Consider the following 12,113-nt stretch of genomic DNA (forward strand, 5'->3'; position numbering starts at 1 on the left):
CCGTTGAAAAAGGCTGGCCGCAACGGACGGGTGTCATGTAAGGTATGTTATAACATAACATATTGAGGCATGATCCATGAAAGCGTCCATGTCGGTTCTCTCCTCGCTCCTGTTGCTGACTTCGATGGCTGCCACGGCAGAAGAGCGGCATCTCGGTCCTCATGTCCACGGCCAAGCCAGCGTCAATGTGTCGATCGACGCCCGCGAGATGGATGTGGCCGCCAGCCTGCCGGGCCACGATGCCGTTGGCTTTGAGCACCCGCCGGGCTCGCCCGCCGAACAGGCTGCCGTGGATAAGGCGATTGCCACGCTCAATCAGCCGACATGGTTCGTCGTGCCTGCGGCGGCGCACTGCACGCTCGCTTCGGCAAAGGTGTCTCCGCACGGATTTGGCGGCGCCGCTGAACCGGGCGGTCATGCGGATTTCGATGCGACCTACCACTACATGTGCAGTACGCCAGGCCAGCTTGACCATCTTGATGTCCGCCTGGCATCCGCGTTCCCTTCCGTTCAAAAAGTCGTCGTCAATCTGATCACGGCAGCCGGAAGCAATCAGCAGGCCCTGGACGGCACGACCACGCGGGTCGACATCCAGCAATGAGCACCGCGCAGCCCTTATTGCGAACGCGTGCGCTTCGTCATTTCTGGCCGGACGGGGGCCATGCGCTGGCCTTGGAAGATCTGGCGGCAGCACGTGGCGAATCGCTATTCCTCCACGGGCCCAGCGGCAGCGGCAAGAGCACGCTTTTGGGATTGCTCGCTGGCGTGCTTGCGCCGTCCTCGGGTGATGTCCTGATACTCGATACGTCGTTCAGTTCGATGTCGGCAGCGGCCCGCGATCGCTTCCGCGCGAACCACCTGGGCTACATTTTTCAGCAGTTCAACCTTCTGCCGTTCCTCACGCCGATCGAGAATGTGCTGCTTGGTTGTGCCTGGTCGGCCGAGCGCAGAAAGCGCGCCGGTGGCACCCATGTGCGCATGGCCGCGGAAGCCCAGCGGCTTCTCTCTTCGCTCGGTCTTGGCGCACACGTCTGGTCGCGGACAAAGACCGGCGAACTCAGTGTGGGGCAACAACAGCGCGTGGCCGCGGCGCGGGCGCTTATAGGTGGCCCCGCGCTATTGCTGGCCGACGAGCCGACCTCCGCGCTCGACGCATCGAGCCGCGATGCCTTCCTGAAACTGCTGCTGGAAGAGTGCGCGATCTACGGTACTGGCGTGGTGTTCGTCAGTCATGACCTCGCGTTGGCCCGCCATTTTGACCGCACCGTTGCATTGGCCAGCGCGCCCGTGGAGTCCTGAATCATGAGGTTGCTTTCCTTGACGCTCAAGAGTATGCGCCAGCGAAAGGCCGGCGTGGCGCTCACCGTCTTCACCGTGGCATTGAGCGTGTTTCTGCTGCTCGGCGTCGAACGCGTGCGGACCGACGCCCGGCTTGGATTCGCCAGCACCGTGTCGGGAACTGACCTCCTGGTGGGTGCGCGCAGCGGCCCGGTCACCTTGCTGCTTTACTCGATCTTCCATGTGGGCGAGGCCACCAACAACATCACCTGGAAGAGCTATCAGGACATTCGGGCGATGCCCGAAGTCGCCTGGACTGTGCCGCTGTCTCTCGGCGATTCGCACCGGGGATTTCGCGTTACGGGAACGAACAGCGACTTTTTCGTCCACTACCATTATGGGCGCGGCAACGCATTGGCCTTTGCCAGCGGCCAGCCCTTTTCAGATCTGTACGACGCGGTCATCGGTTCAGAGGTGGCGCGCCAGTTGCGCTACAAGGTGGGTGACCGGATCGTCCTGTCGCACGGTTTGGGCGGAGCCAACCTGGCCACGCATGCGGATAAGCCGTTTCGTGTCAGCGGCGTGTTGGCGCCCACCGGTACACCCGTGGACGCATCGATTGCCGTGAGTCTGGAAGCTATCGAAGCCATCCATGTCGATTGGCACTCGGGCATTCGGTTGCCGGGCATGGAGGCATCGGCGGAGCAAGCGCGCCACATGGACCTGACTCCCAAGGCCATCACCGCGACGCTCGTGGGCCTGCATTCGCGGCTCTCCGCCTTCGCGGTTCAAAGCGCCATCAATGACTACCCCGAAGAGCCCTTGTTGGCGGTGCTGCCCGGGGTGGCCTTGGGCGAGTTGTGGCATCTGGTCGGCACGGCCGAAAGTGCTTTGCGCGTGGTCAGTGCGATGGTCCTGCTCGTGGGCATGTCCGGGATGCTTACCGCACTGCTCGGCATGCTTGGTGAGCGGCGCCGGGAAATGGCCGTGTTGCGCGCCGTCGGCGCCTCCACCCGCACCGTGTTCGCACTTCTGGTCATGGAGAGCACGCTCCTGACGGCCGCCGGCATGATCGCGGGCGTTGTCTTGCTCGATGCCACCACGGCCGTTGCCCACAACTATCTCCTGGCTACTGCGGGCCTGGTCATCGACCAGAACCCGGCGCCGGGTGAATGGCTGCTGCTCGTGGTCGTGCTTGCCTTGGGATCGCTGGCCGGATGCATTCCGGGTTGGATTGCTTATCGCCGTTCGCTCGCCGACGGTCTTCAGGTACGCCTCTGATGAAAGCTCAAGTTCTCTTGATTGCCATAGTGGCCGCTGCGCTCTCAGCGTGTGGCGGAGCCAATGATGCGGGCTCGCCTGCACCAGCCAGTGCTACGACATCGGCGGTCGCCTCGGCGCAAGCCGTAGCCGATGCCGATCGTGCCGCGCGCACCGAAGCGCAAGCCAACGGTATCGAAGCAGCCCGAGCGTTCGATGCCGCGCACGGCTCATCTAAAGCCGTGTCCACGTCGGACTCCCCGCTGCTCGGCCTGCGTGACGAAAACGGCTACGCCGACCTTGACTGGAGTCACATGGTCCCGCCCGAAGACATCAAGACGTTGGAGAACGCACCGCCGGTGTTGCATGTCGGCAACCAGCGCATGAAACAGGTTGGCACCCTGCACACGGTGGAGGCGCTCAACAACCAGAAGGTCAAGCTGTCGGGCTATGTCGTACCGCTTGAGTCCGACAATGACGGCAAGATGGTGGAGTTTTTCTTCGTGCCGTTCTATGGCGCCTGCATCCATGTGCCGCCGCCGCCACCGAACATGCTCATCCATGTAAAGCTCGCCAAAGGCATCGACACGCCCAGCCTGTATGACCCGCTCACGCTTCGGGGCGTGTTGCACACCGAGGTTACGCAAAACGCGATGGCCGCCTCCGCCTATGGCATGGCCGACGCGTCGCTCGGCGCTTATCACGAAAACGATTCGGACGCTGAGCGGCTTCGCCAGGCCTTCGAGTAAAAAAGTATCCAGTTCCTCTTCTCTCTGCGTCGACTGGACCGTCCAAGACCACAGGAACCTGATCTGTGCTTCCCCTTGAATCGCGGCGCGAGCCGCTACCCGTGACCGTCCTTTCCGGATTCCTCGGTGCCGGAAAGACCACCTTGCTCAACCATGTATTGACGAATCGCGATGGACGGCGTGTGGCCGTCATTGTCAACGACATGAGCGAAGTGAACATCGACGCCTCGCTCATACGCGATGGTGACGCCAATCTCAGTCGAACGGACGAAAAGCTCGTCGAGTTTTCAAATGGGTGCATCTGCTGCACGCTTCGCGACGACCTGATGAACGAGGTGAAGCGTCTTGCTGGCGAAGGCCGTTTCGATTACTTGTTGATCGAGTCGACCGGTATTGGTGAGCCACTTCCCGTTGCAGCCACGTTCCACGTGCGCGACGAGTCGGGCTTTTCGTTGTCGGATGTGGCTCGTCTTGACACCATGGTCACGGTGGTCGACGGGCGCAACTTCCTTGCAGACTTTTGCTCCGCCGATTCGCTCGCGGCGCGTGGCGAATCCAACGGCGACGAGGATGGCCGCTCGCTGGTCAACTTGCTCACCGAACAGGTCGAGTTCGCCGACGTTATCGTCATCAACAAGTGCGATCGACTCGATGAACTGGAACATCGCAACGTGCGGAAAGTTCTTCGCGCTCTCAATCGCGACGCGAGGTTGGTGGACGCAACGTACGGCGAAATCGATCTGGCCCAGATACTGAACACGGGTTTGTTCGATTACGACAAGGCCAAGACGGCACCTGGCTGGGTAAAAGAGCTGATGGGCGTGCATACGCCCGAAACGGAAGAATACGGAATCACCAGTTTCGTCTACCGCTCCACGCGACCGTTTCACCCGAAGCGCTTGCATGCACTCCTCAATCGCGGGATCCCGGGAGTGCTTCGCGCGAAGGGCTACTTCTGGCTGGCGTCGCGCATGGATGGCGTCGGCAACCTGGCCGTGGCTGGCGGAGCCACGGAGGTGACCCTGGCGGGGCAGTGGTGGGCGAGCCGCAAGCGCGTGCGGCAGGGCCAGCATGGCCCGTTCGACAAAAAAGACCTGGGGGTCGATCCGCCAGACGCGAACGAACTGCCGAATGCGGCTCAGCGCCAGGCCCTGCTCAAAATATGGGACCCCCTTTATGGTGATCGCCGCCAGGAGCTGGTCTTGATTGGCGTCGACTTGCCTGAGGCTGAGGTGCGCGCTGAGCTCGATGCTTGCCTGCTCACCGACCAGGAACTCGTTCGCGGCGCCGTGGCCTGGCAAAGCTTGCCTGATCCGTTTCCGAGCTGGTCGCCTGCTACGCGATGAAGCGCTGGATGCTCGCCGCGGGACTTGTCACTGCAGCGGTTGTTCTCGGGGTATGCGTCATCGAGTCGAACGTTCGGAAGGTCGCATCCACCTCGTCGCTTCCCGAGGTGCCGGCAGCGGCTTCCCTGAGACGTTCTGCAGTGCCGGTCGTAACCACCGGTGCTGAGGCTGCTCGGGTGGGCGCACGCATGCAGGAGAACGAGAGCATAGCCAACGATGTGATCTTCCTCACCATGGCTACCCTGCGTGGACGCTGCGAACCTTCGCGTGCCCACGATTTGCCGCGAATGGCGGTTATTGCGCATCTGCCTGTGCTGTCCGCAGGCGGCGGAGCGGATCCGTACCCTGAAAGCCTTCGGCGCGACATCGGTCACATAGTGAATGCGATCGTGGAGCGCGCCAACTGTACGCAGCCTTTGGCACTGCGCATTGGCGCTTATAGCAGCGTGCTGGACCCGGAATCTTACGTGCGCGCGTTCCCGGAAAGTTACTTTACGCCTGCTTTGGTCGGGGGACCTGAGGAGCGTGGCCCGGACTTGGAGCAGCGAGTGGCCGACAGCTGCATCACCGTTGTCTACGCAAAGCTGCCGTTAGATGACGTACGCGCATGGCAATGCACTGGCCTTCGCCGCAACGCACGGGCAGCGATCCTCCATGTGTGCCATAGCGAAGGCGCGATGCCCGAGCAGGCTGCCACCGATATTCAGCATGTCGTCGATGGGCTGCCTCTTACATGCCAGTAACCAGGGCTTCACGGCACCGCGCCTGTTAGCCGTCCGAAGGCCAAACTAAAGGCCCTGGACAAGAAGCCACGCCAACCAAGGCTTGACTCTGGACCTTGATCAAAGGTCTAGACTTGGCGTCATGAACACGTCCAGCACCCCCATGACCATTGGAGCCGTCGCCCGGCGCGTCGGCGTGGCGATCGATACCATTCGTTATTACGAACGCGAGGGCTTGTTGCCCGAGCCGTTGCGGCGGGCGTCGGGCTATCGAAGTTACGACGAAGGGGCGGTGCGGCAGCTTCGCTTTATCCGGCGCGCGAAGGATCTTGGTTTTACGCTGGAGGAGATCCGCGATCTGCTAGCGCTTTCGGCGGATCGCCAGCGGGGCGTGAAAGCGGTGAAGGAGCGTGCGGAGGCGCGGCTGGCTGCCATCGACGAACGCATCGCGGAACTCAGCCGCGTGCGCGACGGTTTGGAGCAGTTGATCGAGGCGTGTCCGGGGCATGGTTCGCCGGATCAGTGTCCCATCCTCAAGGCGCTCACCGAACAGGAGGGCGACGCATGAGCGCGGATGAGCACGCCTGCTGCAGCGCCAAAGCCGAGCCTGTTTCGCCAACGGCATCGTCGTGCTGCGCGGGGCAAGCGGAAACGTCTGCGCATCACCAACATGTCGTCCTCGCCAATGATCCGGTATGTGGCATGACCGTGGATCCCGTCCACGCCAAGCATGAGGCCGAACACCACGGCGAGACGTTTTACTTCTGCGCGCAACGTTGCAAGGAGAAATTTCTCGCCGAACCTGCACGTTACCTCCAGCCGTCAGCCGAACCGGCGCCCGTGATCGAAGGCGCCGTCTACACCTGTCCCATGCATCCGGAAGTGCAGCAGATCGGTCCCGGCCATTGCCCGAAGTGCGGCATGGCATTGGAACCGATGATGCCCAGCCTCGACGAGGACGATGGCCACGAATTGCGCGCCATGTCGCGCCGGTTCTGGGCGCTTGCCGCGATGACGCTGCCGGTGTTCCTGCTCGCGATGGGGGCGCATCTGTTCGGCTGGCATCTGCCGTCGCCATGGGATCGCGTGGCGGTGTGGGGCGAAGCCGTGTTGGCCACGGCAGTAGTGCTGTGGGGCGGCGCTCCGTTCTTTGCGCGCGGTTGGCATTCGCTCAGGCCATGGTCGCCGAACATGTACACGCTGATCGCGCTGGGTACGGGTGTGGCGTGGCTTTACAGCGCTGTCGCCTTCATCGCGCCGTCGTTGTTTCCTGCCGGTTTCCGCGATATGCACGGCCGGGTGGGCGTGTACTTCGAGTCGGCGGCGGTGATAGTTACGCTGGTGACGCTGGGCGATTTCCTCGAACTGCGTGCACGCCGTCGTACCGGGGCGGCGCTCAAGGCCTTGCTGGGTCTGGCGCCGAAGACAGCGCGGCGCATTGAAGCCGACGGTAGCGAACACGATGTCCCGCTCGATGCCGTGCATGCCGGCGATACGTTGCGCGTGCGTCCCGGCGAAAAAGTGCCGGTCGATGGCGTGGTGCTCGACGGCAGCAGCCATGTGGACGAATCCATGCTCACCGGCGAGCCGTTGCCCGTGGGCAAGTCCAGTGGCGAGCGCGTGACCGGTGGCACCGTGAACCAGGATGGCGCCTTGCTGATGCGCGCGGATAGGGTGGGCGCGCGCACCATGTTGGCGCAGATCGTTGCCCTGGTGGCACAGGCCCAACGCAGCAAGGCGCCGTTGCAACGCCTGGCCGATCGCGTCGCTGCGTGGTTCGTTCCGGCGGTGGTCGCGGTGGCGGTGCTGGCCTTCGTGCTGTGGAGCTGGCTCGGACCCGAGCCGCGCTTTTCCTATGCACTGGTCGCGGCGGTGTCGGTGCTGATCATCGCCTGTCCGTGCGCACTCGGACTGGCCACGCCCATTTCCATCATGGTGGCCAGTGGCCGAGGAGCGCAGAGCGGCGTGCTGTTCCGCGATGCAGCGGCGATCGCGTCGCTGCGTGCCATCGACACCGTGGTGGTCGACAAGACCGGCACACTCACCGAAGGCAAACCGGCGCTGAAAGCCGTGGTGAGTCTTGGCGACGTACCGCGCGCCGAGTTGCTCGCGATGGCAGCGGCATTGGAGCGCCTCAGCGAGCATCCACTGGCACGCGCCATTGTCGGAGGTGCGGAAGCGGAGGGCATCGCGCTGCCACAGGCCTCGCAATTTCGCAGCGTGACCGGCGCCGGCGTGGAAGGCGAGGTCGACGGGCATGCGGTGACGCTGGGCAACCACCGGCTGCTGTCCAATGCCTGCGTACCGCTTGACGACGAAGCGGCGGCACGCGCGGACGCGCTGCGCGGCGAGGGCGCTACCGTGATGTTTCTAACCATCGATGGCGCGCTCGAAGGCCTGATCGCCGTGGCAGACAAGATCAAGCCCAGCACGCCGCAGGCGCTGTTCGACCTGCGAGCGCAGGGATTGCGCATCGTCATGCTCACCGGCGACAACCTGGCCACCGCGGGCGCCGTGGCCAGTGCGCTGGATCTCGACGAAGTGCATGCCGACATGTCGCCGGCCGAAAAGGCGGAAGTGATCCAGCGGCTGCAGCGGCAAGGCCATCGGGTGGCCATGGCCGGCGACGGCATCAACGACGCCCCGGCGCTGGCGGCAGCCGATGTCGGCATCGCGATGGGCAACGGCACCGATGTCGCCATGGAGAGCGCGCAGGTGACACTGGTGAAGGGCGAGTTGAGCGCCATCGTGCGGGCGCTCGCGCTTTCGCGGGCCACGGTTCGCAATATCCGCCAGAACCTGTTCTTTGCCTTTGTCTACAACGCGGTGGGCGTGCCATTGGCGGCGGGCCTGCTGTATCCCTGGCTGGGCGTGATGCTGTCGCCGATGGTGGCGGCCCTGGCCATGAGCCTGTCGTCGGTGTCGGTGGTGGGCAATGCGTTGAGGTTGCGCCGGGTGTGATGCTTGTCACCTGCGATGGCTGACGCCGCTCCCTGCCTTGGCCGCGTGGCGGGACGGATGATTCTCCCCGCACCGATGGGGTGCGGGGAGAACTTCATCATGAACGTCATCAACGACACGCGCAGTACCCTGGAAAAGCACATGCCCCTGCTGATGGGCCTGCTGGTGGCCTGGCTCGCCGGCAAGGCGCTGAAGAAAATGTTCTGGACGGCATTCGGCATGTACTGGGCGTTGCGCGCCACCGGTGTGCATTTCTGAAGTAGAGGCCGGTATGACGGGCAGGGCGCGATCAAGCGGGCGGCACATGCTTTAAGCTGTGCGCCCCTTGCCCCGCCGGATGCCGCCATGTCCCCCAGCATCGACTTGATCGCCCGCTACTACGACGCGTTCAATCGCGGCGATTGGGAGGCCATGCTCGATTGCCTGACCGATGACGTGGCGCACGACATCAATCAGGGACACCGCGAGAGCGGTCGCGACACGTTCCGCAGTTTCCTGCAACGGATGAACCGCTGCTATCGCGAGCAGCTGCACGATATCGTGCCGATGGTGAGCGCGGACGGAAACCGTGCTGCCGCCGAGTATGTGGTGCACGGACAATACTTTGCCGACGACGAAGGACTGCCGCCTGCCCATGGCCAGCGCTACGTGCTGCCGGGCGGCGCGTTCTTCGAGATCCGCGACGGCCGCATCGCGCGCATCAGCAACTACTACAACCTGCAGGATTGGATCGCCCAGGTGTCGGGCGGCTAAACGATGAGCGTGCGCATCCTCACCAGCGTCGGCGAAGCGGTCAGGCCGCACCTGGACGCGTTGGCGCGCCTGCGCATCGCGGTGTTCCGCGATTATCCGTATCTGTACGACGGCGACATGGCCTACGAGCAGCGCTATCTCGAGGCCTATGCGCGTTCGCGCCGCAGCGTGTTCGTGCTGGCGCTCGATGGCGACGAGGTGGTCGGCTGCTCGACCGGCATGGCGCTGGCCGACGAGGTGCCCGCCATCCAGCAGCCGTTCGTCGAGCGTGGCATGGTGCTGGACGAGGTCTATTACTTTGGCGAGTCGGTGTTGTTGCCTGCGTATCGCGGGCAGGGCCTCGGCCATCGGTTCTTCGATGCTCGCGAGCATTACGCGCGGTCCCTCGGCGGTTATCGCTGGACAGCGTTCTGTGCGGTCGAGCGCGCGGGCAACGATGCGCGCCAGCCCGCCGGTTATCGCCCCAACGACGTGTTCTGGAACAAGCGCGGCTACCACCGCCAGGACAACATGTTCTGCGAGCTGGACTGGACCGAGATCGATGCCCCGGCGCCTTCCTCCCATCGCCTGCGTTTCTGGCTACGCCCCCTGGATGCATGAAACTCTGCCCATGACCCGCACTCTCGACGAATGGCTGTCGTACCAGGAACGCGTGAACGTGCGCAGCATCGAGCTGGGCCTCGAGCGCGTGCGCGCCGTGTGGGAACGCATGGGCGCACCCGCGCCGGCGCGCCGCGTGATCACCGTGGGCGGCACCAACGGCAAGGGGTCGACCGTGGCGATGTTGGAAGCCATGCTCGGCGCGGCCGGCCAGCGCGTGGGCTGCTACACCTCGCCGCATCTGCTGCGCTACAACGAACGCATTCGTATCGATGGCCATGATGCGGACGACGAGGCACTGGTCGCCAGTTTCGAACGCATCGAGGCGGCACGCGGCGAGATCCCGCTGACCTATTTCGAGTTCGGCACGCTGGCTGCGCTGGATCTGTTTGCGCGCGCCGGCTTGGACGTGGCCGTGCTCGAAGTGGGCCTGGGTGGTCGGCTGGACGCGGTGAACATCATCGATGCCGACATCGCCGTGATCACCACCATCGATCTCGACCATATGGATTGGCTGGGTCCGGACCGCGACAGCATCGGCGTGGAGAAGGCCGGCATTGCACGGGCAGGGCGCCTGGCGGTGATCGGCGAGCCGGAGCCACCGGCTGGCCTTTTGCAGGCACTGGAAGGCATCGGCGCGGCGATCGAGCGGGCCGGGGTGGATTTCACCACCGAACGCGCTTCGACTGGCTGGCAGTGGCGCCACCGCGATGGCACCGTCCTGTCGCTGCCCGATCCAACGCTGGCCGCGCCCGTGCAATACGCCAATGCCGCAGCATCCATCGCGGCATTCCACGGGCTGCAGCAAGTGGACGCCGCGTTGGCGACGAAAGATCTTGCCGCCGCGGCAGCTCTCGGCGTGCGCTCGGCGCGGGTGGCGGCCCGGTTGCAGGTGTTGGGTGGCGATCCCGCGCTGGTGGTCGACGTGGGCCACAACCCTCAGGCCGCGCGTGCGCTGGCCGAATGGCTGGACGCGCGCCCCGGCGTTCGCGTGCATGCCGTGTACGGCGCCCTGTCCGACAAGGACGTGGCGGGCGTGATGCAGGCGTTGGGAGTGCGCATCGCCTACTGGCATCTGGCTGGGCTGGACAAGGACACGCCGCGCGGACTCTCCGCCGACGCACTCGCCGGGCAACTCGCTGCGGTGCTGCCCGAGGCCCCATACGATGCCCACGTCGATGTCGGCAGTGCCCTGAGAGCGGCGCGTGCTTCAGCCGGGCCCGGCGAATGCGTGCTCGCTTTTGGCTCGTTTTTCGTCGCCGCGGCGGTGCTTGCTGAATCGGCTGGCGGGGATTCGGCCTGAGCGGCGGCTGGGCCGGCTATAATCGCCCCGTTCTCGCATCCCCGCCCGCTTGGAGTCCGTCTTGAAAACACGTCTGCTGGGAGCTGCTGTTCTCATCGCGCTGGCTGTGCTGTTCGTGCCGATGTTCATCTCCAGCAACCCGCCGGCCACCAGTGGCGACGAAACGGTGAGCCTGGCGATCCCGCCGGCTCCCGACCGCGATCTGCAGACCAAGACCATGAGCCTGACGCCCGGTGCGGCGCCGGCCACCTCGGCAGCGCCCGCGCCCAAGCCGGCCGTGCCCACGCCGGCGGCGACGGCCGCGCCGGTGGGTTCGAGCGACCAGCTGGCCACGGTGAACATCGGTTCCAACCGTCCCAAGGACGTGGAAATCGATCCGACCGCGGGGCAGAAGCCCGAGCCGACCACGGTGACGCGCCCGGGTTCCAGCGCCGCCCAGCCGGTGATTCCGGTGCAGGGCAAGGCTGCCGCGGGCACCACGGCCACGACCAACACCAAGCCGGCCACGACGCCGGCGATTCCGAGCCAGGCGCCGCCGGCTTTGCCGCCGGCCACCGCGGCCCATGGTTCGTATTCGCTCAATCTCAGCGCCTATGCGTCGAGCGCCAGCGCCCAGAGCCTGATCCAGCGCGTGCGTGGCCTGGGTTATCCGGCCGCGGGTCGCACCATCAACCAGGGCGGCAAGCAGCTGACCATGGTGACGGCCGGCCCGTTCGAATCCCGCGCCGCCGCCGAGGCGGCACGCCTGAAGATCACCCAGACCATTCCGGGTGCGCCGGCACGCCTGGAAGGCAGTGCTTCCACGCCCGCGCAGGACGATGTACCGGCGGCCAAGCCGGCCACGCCTGCGGCGAATACCGCCGCGGCGCCCGCATCGCGTCCCGGTGGCTGGGCCGTGCAGGTGGCCGCCATGGGCAGCCAGAACGATGCCAACGCGCTGCGCGACAAACTGCGCGCGAACGGCTTCGATGGCTACGTGGATACGGTCAATGCGAACGGCAAGCAGCTGTGGCGCGTGCGTGCGGGTCCGCAGACCCAGCGTGCCGACGCCGTGCGCGTCCGCGACCAGATCAAGAGCAAGCTGGGCGTGGACGGCAACGTCGTCACCGCTCCGTGAACTTCGACTTCAACCTGAACCAGC

General features: G+C 64.8%; 13 protein-coding genes. All 13 read left to right on the plus strand.

Features of this window, described 5'->3' with window-relative positions:
* Positions 1–88: 88 nt before the first annotated feature.
* Positions 89–601: a ZrgA family zinc uptake protein gene (locus ACN9MB_RS08545; RefSeq protein ID WP_426271491.1), complete on the plus strand. Its 513-nt coding sequence runs from the start codon at positions 89–91 to the stop codon at positions 599–601.
* Positions 598–1,299, plus strand: a complete 702-nt coding sequence (locus tag ACN9MB_RS08550; RefSeq protein ID WP_204635568.1) for an ATP-binding cassette domain-containing protein — start codon at positions 598–600, stop codon at positions 1,297–1,299. Before ACN9MB_RS08545 ends, ACN9MB_RS08550 begins: the two co-directional genes overlap by 4 nt.
* A 3-nt stretch (positions 1,300–1,302) precedes the next feature.
* Positions 1,303–2,559, plus strand: coding sequence for an ABC transporter permease (locus tag ACN9MB_RS08555; protein WP_426271492.1), 1,257 nt, complete (start codon positions 1,303–1,305; stop codon positions 2,557–2,559).
* Positions 2,559–3,287, plus strand: a complete 729-nt coding sequence (locus tag ACN9MB_RS08560; protein ID WP_426271493.1) for a DUF3299 domain-containing protein — start codon at positions 2,559–2,561, stop codon at positions 3,285–3,287. The genes ACN9MB_RS08555 and ACN9MB_RS08560 overlap by 1 nt, the downstream gene beginning before the upstream one ends.
* 65 nt (positions 3,288–3,352) lie before the next feature.
* Positions 3,353–4,633, plus strand: coding sequence for a GTP-binding protein (locus tag ACN9MB_RS08565; protein ID WP_426271494.1), 1,281 nt, complete (start codon positions 3,353–3,355; stop codon positions 4,631–4,633).
* A 188-nt stretch (positions 4,634–4,821) separates the two neighbouring features.
* Positions 4,822–5,376 carry a hypothetical protein gene (locus tag ACN9MB_RS08570; RefSeq protein ID WP_426271495.1) on the plus strand — a complete coding sequence of 185 codons (555 nt, stop codon included), beginning with the start codon at positions 4,822–4,824 and terminating at the stop codon, positions 5,374–5,376.
* Positions 5,377–5,497: 121 nt separating this feature from the next.
* Positions 5,498–5,923: a MerR family transcriptional regulator gene (locus tag ACN9MB_RS08575; RefSeq protein WP_426271496.1), complete on the plus strand. Its 426-nt coding sequence runs from the start codon at positions 5,498–5,500 to the stop codon at positions 5,921–5,923.
* Positions 5,924–6,057: 134 nt separating this feature from the next.
* Positions 6,058–8,316, plus strand: a complete 2,259-nt coding sequence (locus ACN9MB_RS08580) for a heavy metal translocating P-type ATPase (RefSeq protein ID WP_426271497.1) — start codon at positions 6,058–6,060, stop codon at positions 8,314–8,316.
* A gap of 99 nt (positions 8,317–8,415) precedes the next feature.
* Complete coding sequence (locus tag ACN9MB_RS08585; protein ID WP_426271498.1) at positions 8,416–8,574, plus strand: hypothetical protein; 159 nt, start codon at positions 8,416–8,418, stop codon at positions 8,572–8,574.
* Between the two features lie 87 nt (positions 8,575–8,661).
* Positions 8,662–9,069: a ketosteroid isomerase-related protein gene (locus ACN9MB_RS08590; protein ID WP_426271499.1), complete on the plus strand. Its 408-nt coding sequence runs from the start codon at positions 8,662–8,664 to the stop codon at positions 9,067–9,069.
* A 3-nt stretch (positions 9,070–9,072) separates the two neighbouring features.
* Positions 9,073–9,669, plus strand: coding sequence for a GNAT family N-acetyltransferase (locus ACN9MB_RS08595; RefSeq protein WP_204635577.1), 597 nt, complete (start codon positions 9,073–9,075; stop codon positions 9,667–9,669).
* 10 nt (positions 9,670–9,679) lie between these two features.
* Positions 9,680–10,972, plus strand: a complete 1,293-nt coding sequence (folC, locus tag ACN9MB_RS08600; RefSeq protein ID WP_426271500.1) for a bifunctional tetrahydrofolate synthase/dihydrofolate synthase — start codon at positions 9,680–9,682, stop codon at positions 10,970–10,972.
* A gap of 61 nt (positions 10,973–11,033) precedes the next feature.
* Positions 11,034–12,089 carry an SPOR domain-containing protein gene (locus tag ACN9MB_RS08605; RefSeq protein ID WP_426271501.1) on the plus strand — a complete coding sequence of 352 codons (1,056 nt, stop codon included), beginning with the start codon at positions 11,034–11,036 and terminating at the stop codon, positions 12,087–12,089.
* The last annotated feature ends 24 nt before the right edge of the window (positions 12,090–12,113 follow it).

It is taken from the genome of Dyella kyungheensis (genome assembly GCF_049913195.1).
GTDB lineage: Bacteria > Pseudomonadota > Gammaproteobacteria > Xanthomonadales > Rhodanobacteraceae > Dyella > Dyella kyungheensis.

Excerpts from the sequence above, each read along its gene's own strand:
- ACN9MB_RS08545 (WP_426271491.1), top strand. The coding sequence starts at position 89 with ATGTCGGTTCTCTCCTCGCTCCTGTTGCTGACTTCGATGGCTGCCACG.
- ACN9MB_RS08550 (WP_204635568.1), top strand. The coding sequence starts at position 598 with ATGAGCACCGCGCAGCCCTTATTGCGAACGCGTGCGCTTCGTCATTTC.
- ACN9MB_RS08555 (WP_426271492.1), top strand. The coding sequence starts at position 1,303 with ATGAGGTTGCTTTCCTTGACGCTCAAGAGTATGCGCCAGCGAAAGGCC.
- ACN9MB_RS08560 (WP_426271493.1), top strand. The coding sequence starts at position 2,559 with ATGAAAGCTCAAGTTCTCTTGATTGCCATAGTGGCCGCTGCGCTCTCA.
- ACN9MB_RS08570 (WP_426271495.1), top strand. The coding sequence starts at position 4,822 with ATGCAGGAGAACGAGAGCATAGCCAACGATGTGATCTTCCTCACCATG.
- ACN9MB_RS08575 (WP_426271496.1), top strand. The coding sequence starts at position 5,498 with ATGAACACGTCCAGCACCCCCATGACCATTGGAGCCGTCGCCCGGCGC.
- ACN9MB_RS08580 (WP_426271497.1), top strand. The coding sequence starts at position 6,058 with ATGACCGTGGATCCCGTCCACGCCAAGCATGAGGCCGAACACCACGGC.
- ACN9MB_RS08585 (WP_426271498.1), top strand. The coding sequence starts at position 8,416 with ATGAACGTCATCAACGACACGCGCAGTACCCTGGAAAAGCACATGCCC.
- ACN9MB_RS08590 (WP_426271499.1), top strand. The coding sequence starts at position 8,662 with ATGTCCCCCAGCATCGACTTGATCGCCCGCTACTACGACGCGTTCAAT.
- ACN9MB_RS08595 (WP_204635577.1), top strand. The coding sequence starts at position 9,073 with ATGAGCGTGCGCATCCTCACCAGCGTCGGCGAAGCGGTCAGGCCGCAC.
- folC (WP_426271500.1), top strand. The coding sequence starts at position 9,680 with ATGACCCGCACTCTCGACGAATGGCTGTCGTACCAGGAACGCGTGAAC.